This is a genomic window from Pannus brasiliensis CCIBt3594 (genome assembly GCF_036688125.1).
Classification (GTDB): Bacteria; Cyanobacteriota; Cyanobacteriia; order Cyanobacteriales; family Microcystaceae; genus Pannus; species Pannus brasiliensis.
In genome coordinates, this window is the sequence record NZ_JBAFSM010000004.1 from 138,559 (window position 1) to 162,080 (window position 23,522).

The 23,522-nt window shown below is 53.0% G+C and carries 24 protein-coding genes and 1 pseudogene; 15 read left to right on the plus strand and 10 right to left on the minus strand.

Features of this window, described 5'->3' with window-relative positions; genetic code table 11:
* Window positions 1–289: 289 nt before the first annotated feature.
* From V0288_RS03675 to V0288_RS03695, 5 genes are all read left to right on the plus strand, one after another.
* A complete protein-coding gene (locus tag V0288_RS03675) occupies window positions 290–1,633 on the plus strand; it encodes a nucleotide sugar dehydrogenase (protein ID WP_332863671.1) in 1,344 nt (447 codons plus the stop codon).
* A complete protein-coding gene (locus tag V0288_RS03680) occupies window positions 1,630–2,589 on the plus strand; it encodes a Gfo/Idh/MocA family protein (protein WP_332863672.1) in 960 nt (319 codons plus the stop codon). Before V0288_RS03675 ends, V0288_RS03680 begins: the two co-directional genes overlap by 4 nt.
* Complete coding sequence (locus V0288_RS03685; RefSeq protein ID WP_332863673.1) at window positions 2,567–3,148, plus strand: acyltransferase; 582 nt, start codon at window positions 2,567–2,569, stop codon at window positions 3,146–3,148. The genes V0288_RS03680 and V0288_RS03685 overlap by 23 nt, the downstream gene beginning before the upstream one ends.
* Before the next feature lie 25 nt (window positions 3,149–3,173).
* Window positions 3,174–4,334: a DegT/DnrJ/EryC1/StrS family aminotransferase gene (locus V0288_RS03690; protein ID WP_332863674.1), complete on the plus strand. Its 1,161-nt coding sequence runs from the start codon at window positions 3,174–3,176 to the stop codon at window positions 4,332–4,334.
* Between the two features lie 293 nt (window positions 4,335–4,627).
* Entirely contained in the window at window positions 4,628–4,813 is a 186-nt protein-coding gene (locus V0288_RS03695) for a hypothetical protein (RefSeq protein WP_332863675.1), read from the plus strand.
* A 271-nt stretch (window positions 4,814–5,084) separates the two neighbouring features.
* Here the strand turns inward: V0288_RS03695 and V0288_RS03700 are convergent, their stop codons facing one another.
* The 4 genes from V0288_RS03700 to V0288_RS03715 all read right to left on the minus strand — a co-directional run bounded on the left by V0288_RS03700 (window position 5,085) and on the right by V0288_RS03715 (window position 9,467).
* The gene (locus V0288_RS03700; protein ID WP_332863676.1) at window positions 5,085–5,771 is read right to left on the minus strand and encodes an FkbM family methyltransferase; all 687 of its coding nucleotides are present in this window, start codon (window positions 5,769–5,771) and stop codon (window positions 5,085–5,087) included.
* Window positions 5,772–6,165: 394 nt separating this feature from the next.
* Window positions 6,166–7,737, minus strand: coding sequence for a B12-binding domain-containing radical SAM protein (locus V0288_RS03705; protein ID WP_332863677.1), 1,572 nt, complete (start codon window positions 7,735–7,737; stop codon window positions 6,166–6,168).
* Between the two features lie 155 nt (window positions 7,738–7,892).
* A complete protein-coding gene (locus tag V0288_RS03710) occupies window positions 7,893–8,648 on the minus strand; it encodes an ABC transporter ATP-binding protein (protein WP_332863678.1) in 756 nt (251 codons plus the stop codon).
* Window positions 8,649–9,467: an ABC transporter permease gene (locus tag V0288_RS03715; RefSeq protein ID WP_332863679.1), complete on the minus strand. Its 819-nt coding sequence runs from the start codon at window positions 9,465–9,467 to the stop codon at window positions 8,649–8,651.
* A 276-nt stretch (window positions 9,468–9,743) separates the two neighbouring features.
* On the opposite strand from V0288_RS03715, the gene V0288_RS03720 reads away from it, so the two are divergent.
* From V0288_RS03720 to V0288_RS03730, 3 genes are all read left to right on the plus strand, one after another.
* Complete coding sequence (locus V0288_RS03720) at window positions 9,744–10,703, plus strand: aldo/keto reductase (RefSeq protein ID WP_332863680.1); 960 nt, start codon at window positions 9,744–9,746, stop codon at window positions 10,701–10,703.
* Between the two features lie 193 nt (window positions 10,704–10,896).
* A complete protein-coding gene (locus V0288_RS03725) occupies window positions 10,897–11,448 on the plus strand; it encodes a manganese efflux pump MntP (RefSeq protein WP_332863681.1) in 552 nt (183 codons plus the stop codon).
* Window positions 11,449–11,514: 66 nt separating this feature from the next.
* Window positions 11,515–12,147 carry a Vat family streptogramin A O-acetyltransferase gene (locus V0288_RS03730; protein WP_332863682.1) on the plus strand — a complete coding sequence of 211 codons (633 nt, stop codon included), beginning with the start codon at window positions 11,515–11,517 and terminating at the stop codon, window positions 12,145–12,147.
* Here V0288_RS03730 and V0288_RS03735 read toward each other — a convergent pair.
* The 3 genes from V0288_RS03735 to V0288_RS03745 form a co-directional block, all read right to left on the minus strand.
* On the minus strand, window positions 12,141–15,041 hold the full coding sequence (locus V0288_RS03735; protein ID WP_332863683.1) for a cation-translocating P-type ATPase: 2,901 nt from the start codon (window positions 15,039–15,041) through the stop codon (window positions 12,141–12,143). The two genes, V0288_RS03730 and V0288_RS03735, sit on opposite strands and share 7 nt — an antisense overlap.
* Window positions 15,042–15,504: 463 nt before the next feature.
* Entirely contained in the window at window positions 15,505–15,990 is a 486-nt protein-coding gene (psbV, locus tag V0288_RS03740) for a photosystem II cytochrome c-550 (RefSeq protein WP_332863684.1), read from the minus strand.
* Between the two features lie 114 nt (window positions 15,991–16,104).
* On the minus strand, window positions 16,105–16,311 hold the full coding sequence (locus tag V0288_RS03745) for a translation initiation factor IF-2 (RefSeq protein ID WP_332863685.1): 207 nt from the start codon (window positions 16,309–16,311) through the stop codon (window positions 16,105–16,107).
* Window positions 16,312–16,619: 308 nt separating this feature from the next.
* On the opposite strand from V0288_RS03745, the gene remA reads away from it, so the two are divergent.
* The 7 genes from remA to V0288_RS03780 all read left to right on the plus strand — a co-directional run bounded on the left by remA (window position 16,620) and on the right by V0288_RS03780 (window position 20,997).
* Window positions 16,620–16,889, plus strand: coding sequence for an extracellular matrix/biofilm regulator RemA (remA, locus tag V0288_RS03750; RefSeq protein WP_332863686.1), 270 nt, complete (start codon window positions 16,620–16,622; stop codon window positions 16,887–16,889).
* Window positions 16,890–16,901: 12 nt separating this feature from the next.
* Complete coding sequence (gmk, locus tag V0288_RS03755) at window positions 16,902–17,525, plus strand: guanylate kinase (RefSeq protein ID WP_422661883.1); 624 nt, start codon at window positions 16,902–16,904, stop codon at window positions 17,523–17,525.
* 96 nt (window positions 17,526–17,621) lie between these two features.
* Complete coding sequence (clpP, locus tag V0288_RS03760) at window positions 17,622–18,221, plus strand: ATP-dependent Clp endopeptidase proteolytic subunit ClpP (RefSeq protein WP_332863687.1); 600 nt, start codon at window positions 17,622–17,624, stop codon at window positions 18,219–18,221.
* A gap of 252 nt (window positions 18,222–18,473) precedes the next feature.
* Window positions 18,474–18,941: a hypothetical protein gene (locus V0288_RS03765; protein WP_332863688.1), complete on the plus strand. Its 468-nt coding sequence runs from the start codon at window positions 18,474–18,476 to the stop codon at window positions 18,939–18,941.
* A 100-nt stretch (window positions 18,942–19,041) separates the two neighbouring features.
* Window positions 19,042–20,166: a tRNA guanosine(34) transglycosylase Tgt gene (tgt, locus tag V0288_RS03770; protein ID WP_422661884.1), complete on the plus strand. Its 1,125-nt coding sequence runs from the start codon at window positions 19,042–19,044 to the stop codon at window positions 20,164–20,166.
* A 50-nt stretch (window positions 20,167–20,216) separates the two neighbouring features.
* Window positions 20,217–20,354 carry a photosystem II reaction center protein K gene (locus tag V0288_RS03775; protein WP_332863689.1) on the plus strand — a complete coding sequence of 46 codons (138 nt, stop codon included), beginning with the start codon at window positions 20,217–20,219 and terminating at the stop codon, window positions 20,352–20,354.
* 289 nt (window positions 20,355–20,643) lie between these two features.
* A complete protein-coding gene (locus V0288_RS03780) occupies window positions 20,644–20,997 on the plus strand; it encodes a phenylpyruvate tautomerase MIF-related protein (protein ID WP_332863690.1) in 354 nt (117 codons plus the stop codon).
* On the opposite strand, the gene V0288_RS03785 is transcribed toward V0288_RS03780, so the two are convergent.
* From V0288_RS03785 to V0288_RS03795, 3 genes and pseudogenes are all read right to left on the minus strand, one after another.
* Window positions 20,994–21,743: a metal ABC transporter ATP-binding protein gene (locus V0288_RS03785; protein WP_332863691.1), complete on the minus strand. Its 750-nt coding sequence runs from the start codon at window positions 21,741–21,743 to the stop codon at window positions 20,994–20,996. The two genes, V0288_RS03780 and V0288_RS03785, sit on opposite strands and share 4 nt — an antisense overlap.
* Window positions 21,744–21,915: 172 nt before the next feature.
* Complete coding sequence (locus V0288_RS03790) at window positions 21,916–22,836, minus strand: metal ABC transporter solute-binding protein, Zn/Mn family (protein ID WP_332863692.1); 921 nt, start codon at window positions 22,834–22,836, stop codon at window positions 21,916–21,918.
* A 246-nt stretch (window positions 22,837–23,082) separates the two neighbouring features.
* Window positions 23,083–23,522, minus strand: a pseudogene (locus tag V0288_RS03795) (hypothetical protein); the annotation flags it as partial.

Genomic DNA, 23,522 nt, shown 5'->3' on the forward strand with positions numbered 1-23,522 from the left:
TCGAATTCAAAACTCGGCATCCCATCAATTCTGGAGATTCACGATACGATCGAGAGATTTTTCCTTCCGCTCCAAGATATTCCCTCTAGAGAATTCCGAAAAGTCAAGTGGTATCGATCGAACCTAGCTTAGTATGCCCCCGATTCCCGCGATCCTATCATCCCGGAAAAATCTCGGGCGGTTGCTCGTTTCGCGGGCGGGAGTGGGCAAGCTAGGGATAACAGCGACTCTGTTCGCGCGACCCCCGCGCCATCGGGAGTTGGCGAACTCACTACAGGGGCTTACAGCTATGCTCGAATCAGCTAAAGAGAGCGAACCCGTCGCTCTCCGAGAATTGGAAGACAAGATCGCCCGACGCGCCGCGGTCGTGGGCGTGATCGGTCTCGGCTACGTGGGGCTACCCTTCGCCGTCGAGAAAGGCAAAGTCGGTTTCAAAGTCATCGGCATCGAACAGAACCCCGTCCGGGCCGAGAAAATTAACCGGGGGATCAACTATATTCCCGATGTCAACGACGAAGAGTTAAGCCACCTCGTCGCGACCGGCCATCTAGAAGCGGTCACGAACTTCGATCGGGTCCCGGAGATGGATGTCCTGGTCATCTGTGTCCCCACCCCCCTGACGGAAAATCTCACCCCCGATCTCAGTTACGTCCAGAGTGTCACCGAGGCGATCGCCCGCCATCTCCGGCCGGGCCAGTTGATCAGTCTGGAATCGACCACCTATCCGGGAACGACCGATGACGTGATGCGACCGATCCTCGAAAACGTTAGCGGTCTCGAACAGGGAAAAGACTTCTTTCTCGCCCACTCTCCCGAACGCGTCGATCCGGGAAACCAACGCTATACCACCAAAAACACCAATAAAGTCGTCGGTGCTTCCGATCCCGCCTCCCTGCGAGTCGCCACCTTCTTCTATCAACAGACGATCGATCACGTCGTCCCCGTCAGTAGCGCGAAAGCGGCCGAACTGGTCAAAGTTTTCGAGAACACCTTCCGCGCGGTCAATATCGCCCTCGTCAACGAATTAACCCTGCTGTGCGATCGCATGGGGCTGAATATCTGGGAGGTTCTCGACGCGGCGAACACCAAACCCTTCGGGATCATGCCCTTCTATCCGGGGCCCGGAGTGGGGGGTCACTGTATCCCGATCGATCCCCACTACCTCGAATGGAAAGCGAAAGAATATAACTTCGAGACCCACTTTATCTCGCTCGCGGGGGAAGTCAACCGCCGGATGCCGGAATTCGTGGTCGGAAAAGCGCGGCGAGTCCTCAATCAACTCGGCATCGCCCCCTCCCGCGCGCGGATTCTCGTTTTAGGAGTCGCTTACAAAAAAGATCTCGGCGACTGTCGCGAATCTCCCGCCCTCACCATCCTGAAACAGTTCCTAGCCGATGGGGTCAAACTGTCTTACCACGATCCCCACGTTCCCCAGATCGCGATCGATCGCTCTCTCTTCTCCTCCATCCCCCTAACCGATGAAGCCATCCGAGAAGCCGATCTCGTCGTCATCACCACCGACCATAGCCATATCGATTACCGTAACGTGGTCGAACAGGCCAAGGCCGTTTTAGACACGCGGGGAATCACCCGTCATCTCGACTGTAACCAGGAAAAGGTAACTTTATTGTGAATCAGGTAATTGTGGTCGGCGCGGGCAATTGGGGGCAGAATCTCGCGCGTCAGTTCGATCGATTAGAGGCCCTCGCCGGCGTGGTCGAGATCGATCCCGAAAAACGGGAAGCTATCCACCAACTTTACCCGAATATCCCCGTCTATTCCCAATACGAGGAGGCTTTAGCCACCGAGGGAACGGCGATCGCCATCGCCACCCCCCCCTTCTCCCACTACTCCCTCGCCAAAAGCGCCTTGAGCGCCGGGAAAGACGTATTTATCGAGAAACCGATGACCGTCAGCGTCACGGAAGCGCGGGAATTAGCCGTTTACGCCGACGAACACTCGCGAATTCTCATGGTGGGGCATCTGCTGTTATACCAACCCGCGATCCGCTGGATGGCGGACTATATCGCGCGCGGCGAGATCGGCCGGGTGTATCACGTTTCCACCACCCGCGTCAAACTCGGCAAAGCGCGACGGGAGGAAGATGTCTGGTGGTCTTTCGCCCCCCACGATATTTCCGTGATTCTCGACCTACTCGGCAATCCTTCCCTACAATCCGTCCAGGCGATCGGTCAGGCGATTTTACAGCCCGATATCGTCGATAATATTCATGTCGATCTCGTGTTTCCCGAGGGGAAAACCGCTCACGTTCACTGTTCCTGGTTCTGGCCGGTTTTACAGCGCGAAACGATCGTCCTCGGCGAGAAACAGATGCTCGTGTACGACGAGGCCCGAAAAACCGTCACCGTTCACGATAAAGGCATCGACGGGAATTTAAATAATCGCGTCGGCGAAAGCTGGCAACCGGTTCTCGACGAGACCGAACCATTGGCGATCGAGTGCCGGCACTTTCTCGATCGATTGCTCGATCGACAACCACCCCTCTCCAACGGATGGAACGGGGTCGCGGTCGTCGAAATTCTAGAAAAAGCGCGAGAGGTACTGAATGCGGGATTATTTCGTTCATGAATCCGCCTACGTGGACGACGGGGCGATCGTCGGTAAAGACACGAAAATCTGGCACTTCTGCCATATTAGCGGCGGGGCGACGATCGGCGATCGCTGTTCCTTCGGGCAGAACGTTTTCGTCGCCAACCGGGTCATCATCGGCAACGGCTGTAAAATTCAAAACAACGTCTCTCTTTACGAGGGAGTGATTCTAGAAGACTACGTTTTCTGCGGGCCGAGCATGGTTTTCACCAATATCAAAACCCCCCGTTGCGAGTTCCCCCGCAATACCAGCGATGACTATTTGAAAACCCTCGTCAAACGTGGGGCGAGTATCGGGGCCAACGCCACCATCGTCTGCGGCATCACCCTACACGAACACGCTTTCGTCGCCGCCGGAGCAGTCGTTACCAAAGATGTCCCCGCCTATAACATGGTCGCCGGAGTCCCCGCGCGCTCGATCGGTTGGATGAGCGCCTACGGGGATATCCTGCACTTCGACGCGGACGGGTACGCGACCGACTCCACCGGAGCCACCTACCGCCAGATCTCCCCCGAGGAAGTCATCCGTATTCACTAATTCCCCTTACCCTCGCGACATCACGATGGATACCATTCCCATTCTCGACCTGAAACCCCAATACGAGCGGATCAAAGACGAAATTCAAGCCGCCATCCAAGAAGTGCTAGATTCCGGCGCTTTTATCATGGGAGCGGCGGTTAAAGAGTTCGAGCGGGAGGTGGCGGCGTATTTAGGCGTAAAACACGCGATCGGGGTCAATTCCGGCACGGATGCCCTAGTGATCGGCTTGCGCGCTCTCGGGATCGGGCCGGGGGACGAGGTGATCACCACTCCCTTTTCTTTTTTCGCGACCGCGGAATCGATCGGTAATGTCGGCGCGACCCCCGTTTTCGCCGATATCCACGCCGATACCTACAATATCGACCCGTTAGCGATCGCCGCGAAAATTACCCCCCGCACGAAAGCGATCCTACCGGTTCACCTGTACGGGCGACCGGCCGCGATGGCCCGAATTCTCGATCTCGCGCGCGCTCACGGATTAAAAATTATCGAGGATTGCGCGCAATCTTTCGGGGCTAGATATTACGGGAACTGTCGCGAATGCGGCGACGGATGTTCGGATTCCTCCCGTCCGTCGATCGAGGGAAAATTCACGGGATCGATCGGCGATGTCGGCGCGTTTTCTTTCTTTCCCTCGAAAAATTTAGGCGCTTACGGGGACGGGGGATTAATCGTCACCGATAATGACGAAATAGCCGAACTCGCGCGAATGTTACGGGTACACGGCGCGCGGAAAAAATACTATAACGAGGTTTTAGGGTACAATTCCCGACTAGATACCATACAAGCGGCGATTTTACGGGTTAAATTGAAATATATCGAGGATTGGAATCAAAAACGACGCGAGGTAGCCAAGACCTATAACGATTTCTTCGCGGGTACCGAGACGGTGATCGCGCCGGGATCGATCGAGGGTCACGTTTTCCATCAATACACCATCCGGATTACCGATGGTCGTCGGGACGAACTCGTGAAACAGTTAAGCGCCAGAGGCATCAACACGGTCGTCTACTATCCGGTTCCCCAGGATAGATTACCCGTCTACCAAGAAAAATATCCCCCCAATCCGGTCAGCGATCTGATGTCCACCCAAGTGGTCAGTCTACCGATCTGGCCGGAAATGGAATTTTCTCTCATCGAGAGAGTCGCCACGGAAATCAAGGGTTTTTTGGGGTCGAATTGACCGATAAGGTTTCAAAATAGCCTATTCTGTCAGCCAAGGCTCGAAGGGTAAAAGAATAGGAGGGGACGGAAAAAGGTTAGGACACCGGCGAAGTTGTCAACGACGCTTCTTTTCTGTCCGTCTTCGGTCTTTCGCTCTCTTCCAGATAAAGCTCGTTACACAATGTTACAACAGCCCGCGGGAGTGTAAAGTTTTTTTCGTCCCCGGCCTCGGGTTTCCTCGATCGTGATACCTTCTATAAAAGTTACGCGAATCGTCCCGCATCAGTCTAAGAGGACATTTCTAGATAGCCTATGTCTTACGCGACCCGAACCGAAACCCGTGAAGATATCCGCGAGTACGTGGCCCAACTACAGCTTCACATGACGTTACAAGCTCGGAAACTCGTTCCTGACCTCGCCATCGCCAACGACAGCCGCGAGAAATTCCTCCAGGATACCCAAGCGACGATCGAGAAAATCGTGTCGAGAAATTTTTAACGATTTCAGGATTTGAACCGGCGAAAGCTTTCCGTAAGATGGGGGTCGATCGAATAGTCGGGCCGATCCGGGAGATTTTCCCCTCTTTTGCCGATCGAAAGAGTCTACGGTGCCAGCCTAACTGCCTTGACCCTCGAATAATCGATAGCCGCTCGGGATCGTGGCGATTTTGCCAGAATCCGAGCGGTTATCGAGCTTTTGACGGGGTGAAGCCCTCGCGCCCCGTCTCCTTGTAAAAGACTTTATCTAGCTCGCTCCCGATTAATCTTCTCTAATTGGTCAGTAGCCGAAACCAATGGTTCAGGCGATCGCCCAGGGTATTTCGGGTATAAAAATTATACGCGTTACTATGATAATTTTTGATAAACGATCGATGAATATAAAAATGATCCAGGCCCGGGACTACTTTCACACAAAGATAACCGTTCGTTTGAAGAACTTCTTGTAACTCCGGGCTAGGTAGCTCGACCGTCATACAGGTAAATTGATATTCATCGAAGGGGAAATCGCCCAAAATCCTAGTCTCCGCTCCTTCCACATCGATCGATAAATAATCGATAACCCGAGGAGCGTTCGCTTGCTTCAGTAAATCGACTAGGGGGATAGCCTCTAGCGAGATCGTCCGTTCGGCGAGCGCTCGTGTTTGTCCGGATACACTTTGATTATAATGATGGGATTCTAAAATTCCCCCGTGCAGTTTATCCAAGACAAATTCAACTTTACCGAAATCTCGATCCACACAAACATTAAAACAAGTCGCGGTTCTAACTTTTTGTAAAAGAGCGAAATATTCGGGATTCGGCTCCACACAAATTCCCGTCCAGCCGTAAACTTTTTCTAAAAGATAGGTATTGTTAATCGAGATACCATCCGCGGAACCTATTTCAACAAAATATCCATTTCTCTTACCGTGAAAAACCTCATTAATCACCCAATAATCCTGTCCTTGCTGTGACAAGCTTTTTTGAGTGAACAGATCGTACTTATGGTAGATTTCGTAAAAAGGAGTTTTTTTAAGAAAGTTCAGTAACATCGCGGTAGGCTCTGAGAGATTAGTTTTGGGGTATGTAACGAAAGGTAAAATACCCACGGTGAATTGAATGATCGGGTGGAAATCCGCTCGGAAGATAGAGAACTCTAATCGTTCCCGGTCGATCGAGACCGATTCGGTTCGATCGCCAAAATTCTACCACGATCGAGGTAAATTGGAAACTTTTCCGATCGATCCCCGAAACCGAAAATCCGACGGGCGGTTGTCGCTAGTAGAAAGTAACGCTCGATCGCCCCGCCCCATCCCCATCGAGAAGATAACGGGGCGGGATCGACAACCTCCCGAAATCCCGAACCGATGTCTAGAGAGAGCGCGCGATCACCGGTTCCTTCTCCTGTAAAAGCGCTTCCTGACGTTGGAATTCGGCCAGTTGTTTCTCGATCTCGTCGCGGACGATCTGCCGGTATTCCAGAAAATGCTCGTTATGAGCGCAGACGGTGATGTAATGTTCCGCGTTCGCCGGGTTGTGGCGGAGAATGCCGAATAAATTTTTCCAGAACTTCCAGCGCGTGGAACGTTTCACCCCCTGCCGCCAGATAATCACCGCCAGGGCGTAGAGATCGGCCCGACGGGGCCATTTAAAGGCCGGTTTCGCTTTCGGCGCGCCGAGTTTCCGGAAACAGCGATAGGTTCGATCGAGAAACACTTCCGGATCGTACAATGTCCAGAACGCCTCGATATATTCTTTGGCGATATCCTCGATCGGGCGGGTGGGAACGAAATTCATCAGACTACTCTGGTTAATATCCTGTTTTCCCGTCAGTCGCAATCGTCCTTCTTTTTCCAAGCGATTCCAGAGGGCGGTATTGGGAAGGGCTTGCAACATTCCGAACAGGGCCGTAGGGATGGCCGCCTCCTCGACAAAGCGGATAATGCGATCGGCCGCCCCCTTCTTCTCCCCGTCGAAACCGATGATAAATCCCGCCATCGGGCGCAATCCCGCTTCAATAATCTTATCGACCGTCTCCGTCAACGAACTCCGGGTATTCTGGAACTTTTTGGTTAACTGTAAGCTATCCTCGTCCGGGGTTTCGATACCGAGAAACACCGCGTCGAAATAACACTCGACCATCAGTTCCATCAATTCGGGATCGGCGGCGATGTCCACGGAAGCCTCGGTATTAAAGCGGAAGGGATAACCGTGTTCTTTCTGCCAGACCTTCAATTCTTGCAGTAATAACTTCACGTTCCGCTTATTCCCGATGAAATTATCATCGACCATGAACACGCCTCGCCGCCAACCTAACTCGTAGAGATAATCGAGTTCCGCGAGCAGTTGCGCGGGGGTTTTCGTGCGCGGTTTGCGACCGTAGAGAACGATAATATCGCAGAACTCGCACTGAAACGGACATCCCCGCGAGAATTGCACCGACATGGAATCGTAAGCCTCGAAATCGAGGAGATCGTAACGCGGGATCGGCGTGGTGGTGACATCCGGTTTCTCGGTAGTCCGGAAGACCCCTTTCGTCTCCCCTCTCTCCAGCGCCTCGACGAACATCGGTAGGGTGATTTCCCCCTCGTCGAGAATGAGAAAATCCGCTTCGGTAAACTCTTCGGGGACGGAAGTGGGATAGGGGCCGCCGACGGCGACCGGTTTGCCCCGTTTTTTCGCCTCTCGGATCTGTTCCTGTAAATCCTGACGCTGGACGATCATGCCGGAGAGAATGACGATTTCCGCCCAATCCCACTCTTCCTCGGTGACGGCGCGGATATTGCGATCGACCAGCTTGAACTCCCACTCTCGCGGTAATATCGCCGCCACGGTAATCATCCCGAGGGGAGGGAGTAGCACTTTGCGATCGACCAGTTCGAGTATCTTGTTATACGACCAGAACGTGGGAGGGAAAACGGGATAGATCAGTAAGGCGCGCATTTTTTATTCCTCCGAGAGATGGCGATCGATAAACCTTTCGCTAGATTGTAGTCCGTTTCGGTGGGCGTTGACCGGCTCCCCCCGGCCGACGGAAACCGGGAAAGCGAGAATTCCCGTTTTCCAACATTCTAGGCCGTGAAAATCTTGATTGACCGCTACGGGATATTTTCTTGACAGCGCACCGATTCTAGATAGGTCTCGATCGCGTCCTTAGAGTTACCGGAGAACTTTAAATGACCTTTATTCAACCAGATCGCCCGCTCGCAAGACTCGGCGATCAACTCCAGATCGTGGGAAACCACCAAGATCGTCGCGTCGGAGTTCCAGAACTTTTTCAAGCGTCGCTTACATTTATTTTTAAAACTCTCGTCTCCCACCGATAACACTTCATCGAGGATCAAGATATCGGGATGGACTTCGGTGGCGATGGCGAATCCTAAGCGGGCGACCATCCCCGAAGAGAGAGACTTGACCGGCGTGGCGATATAATCTTCTAGTTCGGCAAAATCGAGAATATCCTTGGTTTTCGCTTTCATTTCCTGTCGGGAAAAGCCTAACATCACCCCGTAGAGAATGATATTGTCCTGTACGGGAAGATCCAGATCGAATCCCGCGCCGAGTTCGATCAGCGAGGCGATCTGTCCCTTCACCCGAACGGTTCCCTCGGTCGGTTCCAAAATCCCGCAGATAACTTTTAATAACGTCGATTTTCCCGCCCCGTTCGCCCCGATAATCCCCACTTTCTCGCCCGATCGGATCACGAGATCGATTTCATCCAGTACCAGTTTCTTGGCGGGTTTCCGATATTTTCCCTCGACGATCGAGAGGATCGTTTTCTTGAGATCGTAGGAAAACTCCTCCTGAGTTCGCCGTAATAAAGAAACCCGATCGAGCCGAATTACTTCTGTCATTTACAATAAATCCATAAATAAATGCCGCCAAGCTCGAAAACAACTCCAGCCGATCCCGAGGATCACGATCCCGCCCAATAGAGACCGACCGATCAGACCGAAGTCGGGAAGGCCCGGCGAAAGAGATAACTGGCGGATACTTTCAATAATCGGGAATAAAGGATTCAAGAACAGGAACGGTTGAACGGCGGGCGGGACGATCTCCACGGGATAGAAAATCGGGCTACTAATCCAGAGAACGAAACAGACAATCTCGTAAAAATACGGCAGATCTCGGAAAAAGACGTACAGGGTACTGACGAGAAAGCCGACCCCGATGCAAACCAGAGCCAGCGAGATTAGGGGAAAAACTAATAAGACAACGTTGAGAGGACTGCCCGACCTCCAGAGGGTGACGATCACCAACAGTGGCAGAACGCTCACCGACAGTTGAAAGACATTCGCCAGCACCATCGAGACCGGAAAAATACTCACCGGGAGACGGATCTTGTTGAGAATACTTCCGTTCGAGACGATACTCGGGAGAGCTTGGTTAGTCGCCGCGTTGAAGAAATTGATCACCACCAAACCGGTGAAAGCGGCTAGAATATAGTTTACTTTGGAGTTATCGAAATAAGAGGCGAAAACGGTCCCGAAAATCGCCGTGTATAATGCGGTCATGATGACCGGGTTGAGCAGAGACCAGAAAACTCCCAAAATGGAGCCTCGGTAACGCCCTTTGAGATTGCGCTCGACTAAAACATTCAGCAATTCGCAATATCGCTGGATCGCTGACCATCTAGTTTGTTTTTTGAGAGTGGTCGCCGAGAGAATTGTCATGGCGATAAAGAATCGTGACTGCCCGATATTCAGTGGTTCATTCTAAACGATGCCCGTTAACTTTGTCTATCGATCGAGTTCCCGATCGGCACTGACAGGCGCCGGAAACCGGATTCGATACGGTCGAGAGCGATCGTTTCGGATCTATTGAAGCGATCGGGCGGCGAAAGTTCCGTATTTCCCCGGTACTCGCGAGAAGCTCGTTCGATCCGCGCGAACCTCGCCGACACGACCGCTCGACCCCCTTCCCCCGTGCTACACTAGGACAAAAACCCCATGGAAACTCGCTCGCTCGGCAAAACGGACATTCAGATCACCCCCATTCTCGTCGGCACCTGGCAGGCCGGAAAACGGATGTGGACGGGGATCGACGACGGCGAAAGTGTTCGAGCGATCCGGGCCGCTTTCGATGCCGGCATCACGACGGTGGACACGGCGGAAGTGTACGGCGAGGGACATTCGGAACAGATCGTCGCCCGCGCGCTGTCGGACGTTCGCGATCGGGCGGTGTACTGTACTAAGGTTTTCGCCAATCACCTGCAATACTCACAGGCGATCGAGGCCTGCGATCGCTCTTTACAAAACCTGAACACCGATTATATCGATCTCTACCAGATTCACTGGCCCTCGGGAACCTGGAACACGCAGATCGTGCCGATCGAGGAGACGATGCGCGCGCTAACCGATCTCAAGGAACAGGGCAAAATCCGGGCGATCGGTGTCTCCAATTTCTCCCGCGCCCAACTCGAAGAAGCGTCCCGCTACGGACGGATCGAGTCGGTACAGCCCCCCTATTCCCTCTTCTGGCGCTGGGCCGAAAAAGAATTAACCCCCTACTGTATCGAGAACGAGATTTCTATTCTCGCCTATTCCCCGCTCGCGCAGGGATTGTTAACGGGGAAATTCCGCGAGGGATTCCAACTGAAAGAGGGCGATCACCGCTCGAAAAATAAGCTGTTTACCGGCGAGAATTTCCGACGGGTACAGAAAGCGTTAATCGAACTCCAACCGATCGCCGAACGGAAAAACTGTACCCTGGCACAACTCGCACTCGCGTGGCTGATCCGACAACCGCGAACCCACGTCATCGCCGGGGTTCGGAACGCCGCTCAGGCGATCAATAATGCCAAGGCGATCGCGGTCGAATTATCGGCGGGGGATTTGACGGCGATCGACTCGATCGGGCGACAGGTAACGGATTACCTGGACGATAACCCGGTCATGTGGGAGTTTTAAGATAAATGAAACGAAAATAACACGATCGTGAGAGAACTATGAAAGTTCGATCGGGCGAGATCCGATAGAATCGTCTTATCCCGCTGAAAATTTGACCGAAAATCGAGCTTTCCCGGCGGGGATCGCGATAGCGATCGATTCTCCGGGCGAATTTTTGCCCGTTCTCCCATCCCTAAAAATCCGATCGAGGTTTATGTTCATCGAGGTATTGTTATTTTCTTTAGTATTAAGTATCGATTCATTTTCCGCCGCGGTCGCGTTGGGATTCCGTCATTTTTCCCCTAGACGAGCCTTGTTTTTCGCGTTAAGTTCTGGTTTTTCGGAAGGGATCGCGACGGCGCTCGGTTTTCTCTTAGGAAATATTTCCCGTAATTTAATCATCGATTACGATCACTGGGTCGCCTTTTTCTTACTCGTGCTGGTCGGCGGACATATGTGCTATCAAGCCTACCTAGAGATGAAATCGAAAAAACACGAAGAAGACGATATCAAGGTACATGGTTGGCTCAAGATCCTATTCGTTTCCACGGTAACGAGTATCGATTCATTAGGGGTAGGGGTATCGCTCGGGATCGTGAATAAACCGATCGTGACTTATTCTTTAGCGATCGGGATCGGGGCTTTTATCTCGACCTATGTGGGGCTGTTCCTCGCGAAAAGAATTTCGGGACGTTTCGGCAGTCAGGTAGAACTTTTCGGCGGGGCCGTACTGATCGTTCTCGGCATCAAAATGTTATCGATTTAAGTTGTTTAGCGAACGCGTAAACCGACTCGGTTTCTATTTTCTAGTTATCTATCCAACCCGGTAAAGATGTTTGGTGCCGATCCGAATGAAAAACACCCGATGCAGGGATTCCCTCGAATCTGCTTCATCAAAAATACCGTAACGAACCCGAATATAATTATCGGCGATTACACCTATTATGATGATCCCGTCGATTCGGAGAATTTCGAGAGAAATGTTCTCTATCATTACCCGTTTATGGGGGATAAATTAATCATCGGTAAGTTCTGCGCCCTGGCGACCGGGGTAAAATTTATCATGAACGGCGCGAATCATTCGATAGCGGGTTTTTCCACCTATCCCTTTTATATTTTCGGTAATGGTTGGGAAAAAATAGCTCCGGAGATAGAGGACGGGGAAACGAAAGGCGATACGGTGGTGGGAAACGATGTTTGGATCGGTTACGAGTCTTTAATTATGCCGGGGATTCACATCGGCGATGGCGCGATTATCGCCACCCGATCGATCGTCACCACGGACGTTCCCCCCTACTCGATCGTCGGGGGAAATCCCGCGAGAGTCATCCGGAAACGCTTTCCCGACGAGGCGATCGAGGCTTTACTATCGATCGCCTGGTGGAATTGGGATAGAGAAAAAATCACCCGAAATCTAACGGCGATCGTCGGCGCGGATATCGAGGTTTTACGAACCTGTCAGTGATCGAGCGATCGACGGCGTTTATGACGTTTATATAGTAAAGCTTTCCGCAGTTCCTCCGCGCCGAGAACGATCGGCGGGCAAATTAATAAAAATAACCACTGCCAGGGCGCTAACGGCGCGGTCGAGAAAACCCCCCGTAAAAACTCGTTTCTAGTGATCGATAGCACGAGAATCCATTCCACCGCGATACCGAGCCAGATCGCGGGATTGGAAAAGAATCCCAGTCGGAAAATCGAAACCCGTTCCGATCGACAGGCGAAAACGTTCCCATCCTGACCGGCCACGATCGTCGCCAGCATCATCGTGGTCGCCCGCACGTAAATCGCCAGAACCGCCGCATCCGCCGATCGAGAGAGAATAGTCGGCGTTACCGCCTGTAATTCCCGAATCCCGTAGCCGTAACTCCACCAGACGAGAAAAAACGCCCCCATTCCCAGTACCGCCTCTAACAATCCCAAAAAACCGTAGGCCCGCAGGAGTAAAGATCGATCGAGGAGCGCTTTCGTCCGCGGTCGGGGCGGTTGTTGTAAAGTTCCCGCTTCCGCCCGCTCCGCCCCCAACGCCAGAGCCGGGATTAGATCCGTTCCGAGATCGATCGCCAGGATCTGCATAATTCCCAGCGCCGGCGGGATTTTCAGCGCCACCATCAGCAAAAAAGGCACCACTTCCGCCACGTTAGAAGCCAGAATATACGTCATAAATTTACGGATATTCGCGTACACGGCCCGTCCCTGCTCGACCGCGCTGACGATCGTGGCGAAATTGTCGTCCGTCAACACGATATCCGCGGCCTCCCGCGCCACATCGGTTCCGTTGCGGCCCATCGCGATGCCGATATGAGCGGCCCGCAGTGCCGGGGCATCGTTCACCCCGTCTCCCGTAACCGCCACCACTTCCCCGTTATCCTGATAGGCTTGCACCAGTCTCAGCTTATGTTCCGGGGACATCCGGGCGAAAACCAACCCCGATCGATCTTGTAAGATCTGCCGTAATTGCGCGTCGGATAAATGCCCCATCGCCTCCCCCGTGACGACGCGGGCTTTCTCTCTCACCAAACCGATCTGACGGGCGATCGCTTCCGCCGTTAACCCGTAATCCCCCGTCACCATCGTCACCCCGATTCCGGCCCCGTGACAACGGGCGATCGCGTCCGGCACTTCCGGCCGGGGAGGATCGAACATCGCCACTAACCCGATAAACGTGAGATCCTGTTCCAATTCCCCCGCGCCCGCCTCCAACAATGCCTTCCCCCCTTTCCGGGCCGCCAATCCCAGCACCCGAAAACCCCGACCGGCCAATTCATCGTTCGCGGCCGCCACTTCGGATCGATCGACCGTCCCGATCTCCTCGATCGCCCCGTCCCGGAGAATATACTGACAGTGACGCAAGACTTCCAACGGCGCGCCCTTGGTAAAAGCCAGATAGGGATCTTCCCCCGGCCAGATGTCGGCCGCTCGCCAATCTAGTAAGACCGTCATCAGCCTCCGCCGGGAATCGAAAGGAATCTCGCGAAGTCGGGGATATTTTTGCTTCAATACCTCCAAATTCAAACCCGCTTTCGCCGTGACCACCAATAAAGCGGCCTCGGTAGGGTCGCCGATTTCCTGCCAACGGCTCGGGGCGGTGAGATGGATCAAACGGGCGTTAGAACAGAGCGCGGCGCCGGCCAGCAGGAGATCGACCCGCCAGCGAGACGGGAAACCCTCGGGAATATTCACCTGACCGACGGTGGGATCGTAGCCGGCCCCCGTCACCTCTATCGCTCCCGGGCCGACGGGATTCGGGGGAAACCAGAGGGAACGAACCGTCATCTCGTTCGCGGTCAGCGTTCCCGTCTTATCGGTACAGATCACCGTCGTCGCGCTGAGGGTTTCCACCGCGGAAAGACGACGGGTGAGCGCGCCGAGCCGGGCCATCCGCCGCACCCCGATCGCCAGCGAGAGAGTCACGGTAGGCAGTAATCCCTCGGGAACTAAAGCGACGATAATCCCGATGGCGAAAAGAAAGCTTTCTTTCACTTCCATGCCCACTAGCAGGGAAGTGAGCGAGAAAACGAGAATTCCCGTCCCGACAGCGATCGCCGTGATCGTCCGCACGATCTTGGCGACCTGTACCTCTAGGGTACTGGTTTCCCGCTGTACGTTCGTGGTCAGACGCGCCACCTGACCGAATTCCGTCCGCGATCCGGTGGCGTAAACCACCGCGGTTCCCCGTCCCGCCGCGATCGTCGCGCCCGCCAGCACGAGATTGGCGATTTCCGAGGGATTTACCTTTTCCTGTAGGGGATGTTCCCCTGGATGGGTCAGAGTTTTACCGCCCCGGACGGGAAGGACTTCCCGCGCCCGAACCGGGTGAGCCTCGCGGGCTACGGGAAGCGATTCGCCACTCAACACGGAAACATCGAGATACAGGCTTTCCGCGGACACCAGACGGGCATCGGCGGACACGCGATCGCCCTCTTCGAGTTGGATCGTGTCCCCCGGCACCAACTCCCGCGCCGGAACCTGTTTCAATTCCCCGTCCCGATAAACGGTCACGCGCGCGGGTAGAACGTTTTTTAGAGCCAAGAGCGCCCGTTCCGCCTGAAATTCCTGCCAGAAACTAAAAATCGCGTTAATCCAGATTACCGCCCAGATCGCCCAGCCCAGTTGGGGAGTACCGGAAATGAAGGCGAGAATGCCCGCGACCCACAACAGGAGCGCCATGAAATGCGTGAGTCGATCGCTGAAACGTAACCAGAGGGGACGGCGTGGCGGTTCCGGTAATTCGTTCGGCCCGAATCGTTCTAATCTTCCGGCGGCCTCGTCTTCCGATAACCCCCGATCGCTAGTGCGAAGAGATTCGTAGACATCCGGGATGTTTAATGTCCAGATCGGCTGATGGAAGACCGCCATATCGTTTTCCTCTCGTATCCCGATCGATTTTACGCGGTCGCGCCCGCGGGAGAATCTGTCGCGAAGGGAATTTTTCCCGGCCGTGACCGGAAAAGCGATCGTTCGGGGCGCGCGGGGAGTGGCGGATCGAGAGTTTTATGCCGATTTTCAATATTTTTAACTGAATTCGCGGTTTTTATCCGATCCGGGAATCAAAAATTATTTTCTCGATCGTTCTTTGGGTCCCCCGCTATACAAGCCGACCTCTCGCAAGATTCATTTTTGAAAGTCTAAAAACTTCAAAAACTGGAATTATAAAAGATAAATCGCTATTTTTTGAAATTTTTAGCCATAATATTCTTTCTTCTTCCTCCTGACTCCTGACCCCCTAACCACACGACAATTTTTCAATTCCGTGCCTAGGTCAAGCAAAAATCCCCCTAGCGAGCTAGAGGGATTCCTGTAAAGTCGGGAGATGACGGATCTAGAAATAGATCGTGCCGCCCCAGCGTTCGTCGAGTCGGGGAGCGACGAGCATATAGGCCGCGACATCGTAGACATCATCTTCCGTCAGGTTCCGCAGTTCGGGGAAAATATCCGGACGGCTGACGTTGGGATGGAACTCGCTCAGATCGTCTACCCCGTCATAGCTGGTGGGATTCTCCAGATAGTCTACTAGAGCGAGTAGGTTGTCTCTGGGGGGTTCCGCTTTCGCCAGATCTTTCAAGCCTAAACTCACGTTATTATTGGTTTTCGTTTTTCCCTGAAGATGGCACTTGGTACAGTTTTGGATAAAAAGTTGTTGGCCTTGAGTGACCTGCTCCGAACTCAGCGTTACCTGTTCACCCGCGTCATTGAGGGGGATGGTTCGGGTACTCTCGTCGAGTTCGAGAGCGTTGGCCGGGCTGATATTCACCTGCCAGAGCAGGAAGACGAAAGCGATCGCCGTCAAAATCAAACGTTTTACCATTGTTCTCCTCTGAGCAATTTTTTCAATAGGGGGGTAACAAGGTCATCTGTGGTTCTCGATCGAAAATCGGTTCGATCGGGCCGCGGACACGAGAAGATAGCTAGGGGGATAAAGTCAAGAGGAAATTCCCCGATCTTTAGCGGGTACTTCCGATCGTTCGGACAAAATCAATGAGATAATAGCTTTAGCATCTTCTAGGGCCAGATTCGTCTGCCGATCTTTGTAGACGATCCCTAAACGATGGCATAGAGCGAACACGTCCGAATCGGTGAGGTCGTATTCCGCCGCGATATCGGCGATCGATAGATCGGCAAAACCCATAGTCCGATAACCCCGACAAAGATAGAGAATCCTTAGCGATGACCATTAACTATCATCCCATCACGGGGGACATTCGTGACAGACAACCGGACGCGAGGCACGGGGAATCGCTCCCGGCCTTCCCGTCTCTCTACCTTTCGATAGAGACTCGTGTAAATAAATTTAATTAAAAACGCAAAAAACCTGAAAAAATACTAAAATGTGATTAAGAATGTTACTTTTAGCGTTGTAAGGCTAAATCTTTCTCGATAACATTGAGATCGTAATCTCCGCACTCTCAGTACAAACGGCCACGCCTTTGTTAACCTATGGATATCCAACTCATCAATATCGGTTTCGGTAATATCGTCTCTGCCAATCGGGTTATCGCCATCGTTAGCCCCGAATCGGCCCCCATCAAACGGATTATCAGCGACGCGCGCGATCGGGGCAACCTGATCGATGCCACCTACGGGCGACGCACCCGCGCCGTGATCATCACCGATTCCAGTCACGTTGTCCTATCTGCCATTCAGCCCGAAACGGTCGCCCACCGCTTCGTGGTGAATAAAGAATCCCCCGTCAACAGTAGTAATTAATCTCCCGTCATCATGCAACCCGGTCGATTAACGGTTATAACCGGCCCTAGCGGCGTGGGCAAAGGTACGCTGGTCCAGCGGCTACTCGCCCGTCATCCCGACCTCTACCTGTCCGTATCCGCGACCACGCGCTCGCCCCGACCGGGAGAGGTGAACGGAAAAGATTATTACTTTCTCCCCCGAAGTGACTTCGAGGAAAAGATCGCGGCCGGCCAATTTCTCGAATGGGCCGAATTCGCGGGGAACTATTACGGGACTCCCCGCGACCCGATCGAGACGAAACTAGCCGAGGGACAGACGGTACTTCTGGAGATCGAACTCCAAGGGGCGCGCCAGATCCGGCAGACCTTCCCCTCGGCAACCCGTATCTTTCTCCTCCCCCCCGATCGAACCGAACTCGAACGTCGTCTTCGCGGCCGGGGACAGGATACGGAAGAGGCCATCGCCCGCCGTCTCGATCGGGCGATCGAAGAACTCGCCGCCAGTTCCGAATTCGATTACCAGATCGTCAACGACGACCTGGAAACCGCCCTCGCCCGCGTCGAGTCGATCGTCTTCGGGCGATCGGAACCGGGGAAAGATGGGGGAAACGAAGGAGACGGGGAAAACGGGGAAGATAGAAAAGAAATTATATAGTATGGATTTTCTCCCTCATCTCCCTCACCTCCCTCACCTCCCCGCTCCCCGTGAGCTACAATCGAAGAACCCTTTCTCGGAAGCAGTAAAAAATAGATGATTCCTACCGTTATTGAAACGACCGGTCGGGGCGAACGCGCCTTCGATATCTACTCCCGACTTTTACGGGAGAGAATTGTCTTTTTAGGTCAGGAAGTGACCGACGACCTCGCTAATCTGATCGTCGCGCAATTGCTGTTTCTGGAAGCGGAAGACCCCGAAAAAGATATCTATCTCTACATCAACTCCCCCGGCGGTTCCGTCACCGCGGGAATGGGGATCTTCGACACCATGAATCAGATCCGTCCCGATGTCAGCACCATCTGTATCGGACTCGCGGCCAGTATGGGAGCCTTTCTGTTAAGCTCGGGACAACAGGGCAAACGGATGAGCCTTCCCAACTCGCGGATCATGATCCACCAACCCCTCGGTGGCGCGCAGGGACAGGCCACCGATATCGAGATCCAGGCCCGGGAGATCCTCCATCACAAACAAACGCTCAACGAACATCTCGCCCGACAAACCGGCAAACCGATCGAGACGATCGCCGAGGACACCGAACGCGATTTCTTCATGTCCGCCGAGGAAGCGCGAGACTACGGACTGCTCGATCGGGTGATCGCCCGTAGCCCTTCCTCCTCCCATCCCCCCGAGTGAACGGGAAAATTTTCCCCGCGGTAGGGTGTGACAGCGATCGCCCTACCCGCGTTTTCCCGACGATACATTCCGTATCCGATCGAGAATTGAAGTTAACAATCGATCGCTATCCGTAATCTTAAAAAATAGTGAAAAACTCCATCGGAGTACGTTAAGATCGAGGCGTGACCGGAAAATACCATCCGAGGAAATTCAGTGGAAGCCCCCCGATCGCGCGGGGTAGTTAACAGAAATTTGCAACGGCGATCTTCTATGAACTATCATTCTCCTTCCCATTCTTTGCCCGCGCCCTGTATCATCGATTCGGGCGTGATCGTTGGCAAAGACGATATGCGCCGCCTTCTCGACGATCTTGGCAGAGTCCGCTACCTACACACCCTAGAGGGAGTCTTACAAAGTGAAGGGGAGGGATGGATCGTGGAAGTCTTCTCCGACAGTCAACAAAGTACCCTCGTCGCTAACTATAGTCTCTATCTCAACGTCTGTAGTTTCGACTATCTCCGCTTAACCCGATCGCCCGACGGCGAGACCTATTTCGATCTCGTCCAAGACAATCGGCAATTACGCCTCATTCCCCTGAGCAATCCCCTACAAGATCCCGATATCAAACGCCGTCTCGATGCCGATACGCTAGAAGCGATGGTCACTCGGGTACTCTCCGCCAAGTGGGACGTGCAATTCGAGGATGAAGAGGACGGTGACGGGGACTGTCCGTTTTAAACAGCTATTAGCTTTCCGCTAAAAATACAGGGTTTTCCGGGCGATCGACGGATGACCGAACTCGATTCGCTATTTTAAGTATATATACGGATAAATATCGGTGGGATTTTTTTGGGAATTGGTGGCGAAATGTCCCCGGACGGGGGCCCGTGCCGGTATTTGGCACACTCCCCACGGTCGGGTAGAAACGCCGCGTTTTATGCCGGTGGGAACGGTGGGGACGGTGAAGGGATTGACCCCCGCGCAGGTGGAAACGACGGGGGCGCAGATGATCCTCGCTAATACCTATCACCTGCATCTACAGCCGGGGGAGAGTATCGTCGAGAAGGCGGGGGGATTACACGGTTTTATGGCGTGGAATCAGCCGATTTTAACCGATTCGGGTGGATTTCAAGTATTTAGCCTGAGTGAACTGCGGCAGATTACCGAAACGGGGGTCAAATTCCGATCGCCGAGAGACGGACGGTTAATCGAGATCACGCCGGAGAGATCGATCGAGATTCAAAACGCCCTCGGCGCGGACGTGATCATGGCCTTCGATGAGTGTCCCCCTCCCGGAATGGGTTACGAGGCGGTGAAAGCCTCCACGGAACGAACCTATCGCTGGTTAGAACGCTGTATCACGGCCCATCAACGGCCGGACGAGCAGGCCCTGTTCGGCATCGTGCAGGGGGGAATTTACGAGGATCTGCGATCGAACGCCGCCCGCTCTCTGGTCGCGCTCGATCTGCCGGGATACGCCATCGGGGGGGTGAGTGTCGGCGAAGAAACCGCACTGATCCATCGCGTGGTCGAGGTAACAGCCCCGTTACTGCCGGAACACAAACCCCGCTATTTGATGGGGGTGGGAACCTACCGGGAAATGGCCAAAGCGATCGCGGCTGGAATCGATTTGTTCGATTGCGTCATCCCGACGCGTTTCGGGCGACACGGGGCGGCGTTAGTGCGGGGGGAACGCTGGAACTTGAAAAACGCCCGTTTTAAGGAGGATTTCACCCCCCTCGACGAGACCTGTTCCTGTTATACCTGCGCCCATTTCACCCGAGCTTACTTGAATCATCTGGTGAAATCCGGGGAAATGCTGGGATATATCGCGCTTTCCCTGCATAATATCGCCGAATTGGTGCGCTTCACCACCGATATTCGCCGATCGATTCTCGATGGGTCTTTTGCCGATGATTACGCCCTCTGGCTAGAGGACGCGGTGGATGTAACCCGATCGTGATAAGATTTCAGAAATCGTTTGAAAAATCTTTTGGAAAGGTAGATAGAGAGATGGTAGCAGGACTCTTGTTAGCGAAATTACCCGAAGCGTACCAAATTTTCGATCCGTTAGTGGATGTTCTTCCGCTAATTCCCTTATTCTTCCTCCTGCTCGCTTTCGTGTGGCAGGCATCGGTCGGATTTAAATAAGACGGAAAGCGCCGGGAAGAAGAGAGCCGGGAAAAGCCGGTCATCGATCGCTTTTATCCCTCTCGCTCTCTCTATCCCGATAACTGACTGTTATTTAGAATCACATCGATCGATTCGATCGGTGTGGTTTTTTATCGTTTCTCGATCGCTATAGGCTGGGTTACGGTGAGAATTCCGACGACCGAAATCGCGGGAATATTCCCGAAGAGAGATAACCCTTGTAACCGAATCGAGACGGTCAAATAGCAAGCTCTGTATAATTGGGAAAGCATCCACCGATTACAAGACCATGCCTCTGATCAAGATTCAAACTTCCGTCCCTTCTCCCGCCGACGAGACCGTGGATGAACTGCTCAAAACGCTCTCGTCTAAATTAGCCAAACATCTGGGAAAACCGGAATCCTACGTGATGACGGCCTTGGAATCGGACGCGAGGATGACGTTCGGGGGAACCTTCGATCCCGTCTGTTATATCGAGGTGAAGAATATCGGTCGCATGACCCCCGAACAAACCCAGATCATGAGTAATGATTTTTGTCAAGAAATTCAATCGCGTCTCGGGGTACCGAAAAATCGCGTGTATATCGAGTTCGCCGACGCGGAACGTCATCTCTGGGGATGGAACGGGGGAACCTTCGCCTAGTTTCCCGTCCAAGGTTCCGAGGGAATCCCGTGGGTGACGGGATCGATCGAGTGGTGGTACACTCGCTCTAGCATGGCGGGAGTGAGTAGTTTTTCCCCGTGATAGTAGAGACGACGGTTGAGACAGCCGATCGATTTCACGTAGGTGGACATCGCCCCGACATCGTGGGAGATCATCAGAATGGTGATGAATTGGTTCAACTCTTGCAGGAGAGAGAAGATACTGTTGCGGATCTGCGGATCTACGCTCGCGGTCGGTTCGTCGAGGATGAGGATTTTCGGTTCCACGGCTAACGCGCGCGCGATATAGACTCGCTGGCGTTGTCCCCCGGAAAGTTCGCCGATCGAGCGGTTTTGGTAGCCTAACATTCCCACGCTATCGAGGGCTTCCGTTACCTTCTCGTCATCTCGTTTACTGAAAGAACGGAATAACTTCCGCTTACCCAGGCGCCCCATTCTCACCACGTCGCGTACCCGGATGGGGAAGGCTCGATCGTGTTCCAGCAATTGCGGCACGTATCCCACGAATTCTCGACTTTTTCGGGGAGATTTTCCGAAAATTCGTACATCCCCCCGCGACGGTTCCAGAAGACCGAGTAAAACTTTTAATAGCGTGGTTTTCCCTCCCCCGTTCGGCCCGATAATGCCGACGAAATCGAGTTCGCGAACGGCGAGGTTAATATCTTCTAAAATCGTCTCTCGATCGTAGCCCGCCCAGAGATCGCGGATCGCGATAATTTCTTCCATATTTCAATTACCTATCAGAAGATTAAAGGGAGATGGGGGAGTTTTTGGGGAAAAGGGGAAGGGGGAAAGGGAAAAAGTTTATTTTTAATCTTTTCTCGAATTATTCGGCTTTTTCCTCCTGCTCCTTGTTTTTGGGTGGATTAGCGAAGCGTAAACCACCCTACGGTGTACCTTATTGGTTTAAAACTTCCGCTATTGTTTTAGCGACCCGGCGTAGATTTTCGCTCCAATTTTCATCGAAGGCACTAATCGTGACGACCCGTCCGCCGATCTCGTTGGCGATCGTGTCGGCACTTTTACGACTGAATTCCGGCTGCGCGAAAATAACTTTTATATGGTTCTTTTTGGCCTCGGTGATGATATCTTTTAATTGGGCCGGGCCGGGTTCGTTGCCATCCACCTCGATCGAGAGCATTTCCAATCCGTAATCTTCGGCGAAATAGCCCCACTCCGGATGGAAAACCAAGAATTTTCTATTTTTCACCCCCGATAACGTCTGGCGGATTTCCCGGTCTAACGAGTCGAGATCGCCGATAAACTTCCCGAGATTCGTTTGATAAAAGGCTTGGTTAGCGGGATCGAGTTTGGCGAGAGCGCGATAAATACTCTCGGCCTGTAGCTTGACTCTTTTCGGGGATAACCAGATATGGGGATCGAGGTTTTCTTTTTCCCCGCGATGTTCTTTCTCGTGGTCGTGACCGTGGTCGTGTTCCGCGGTTAGGGGCAGTTTTTCAATTCCCTGACTAGTATCGATCGCCAGGAGTCGATCGTTCACGCTGGATAGCCGATCTTTCCAGGAGTTTTCTAGAGAGACACCGATTTTAAAATAGGCTTTCGAGTCCGCGAGGGTTTTGAGATCTTCGGGTTTCGGTTCGTAGGTATGCGGATCGACTCCAGGACGGATCAGCGCGTTGACCGCGACCTTATCCCCCCCGACGCGCTGAACGAAATACTTTTGCGGGACGATACTCACCGTTACCGGTAGCGGTTGATTTACCTCGGTTTCGGGAGACGACGCGCGAGAACCGCATCCCGTCAGGGTCGCCATTAACAACACCCAACCGATCGCCGTTATCCGTAAAGCCTTGGTCATCTCTAGACGAGTATGATAATGATTCTCACATTATACACGAGAGTGAGAATCGTTATCATCGGCCTTCGGGATGGGGAAGATGGGGGAAGAAATAAGGGAGCGAAACTCCCGGACGCGGGAGGACGGACACGGTGAGAGATTGTTAAAAAAAAGAACTATCCCCGATCCCGGTCAATTCTTCGGGGGTCGGGGACGGTAGAGCGGGTGGATAGAGTTTAGGACTTACGCATTGACAATCAAGAGTTTTTATGGTAGGTAATTCGGACAGGCACTCGTTAAATTATTAACTATATATTCACGGATCACCGAGGTAAATAGATTTCTTTGCACTTCATACCAATTAGAAATCATGGCTTCAGCGCGCATTTTTTCTAAGCGAATAAACGCCGTTAGCGAGCAGAATATATGATTTCTTATTGCCTGACTTTCTCTCACCATAAATCGCCCGACACCACACACCTGCTTGATAGCTCGATGAAAACTTTCGATCCCCCAATGATAGTCGTGGACTGACTCGAATTCTCTTCTCGTGATTCCCGCGAGCGCTTTCAGTTCTGGTAGATACATAAGGTAGTGTCTAGAGTCTCCTTTTTTGAAGTCTTTCCTAAACAACTTAATCTGTCCGAATCCTTTTACAGCCTTTCTCAGATAGATGAGGTACAGTAGCAACAGTGTGCGAACCAATT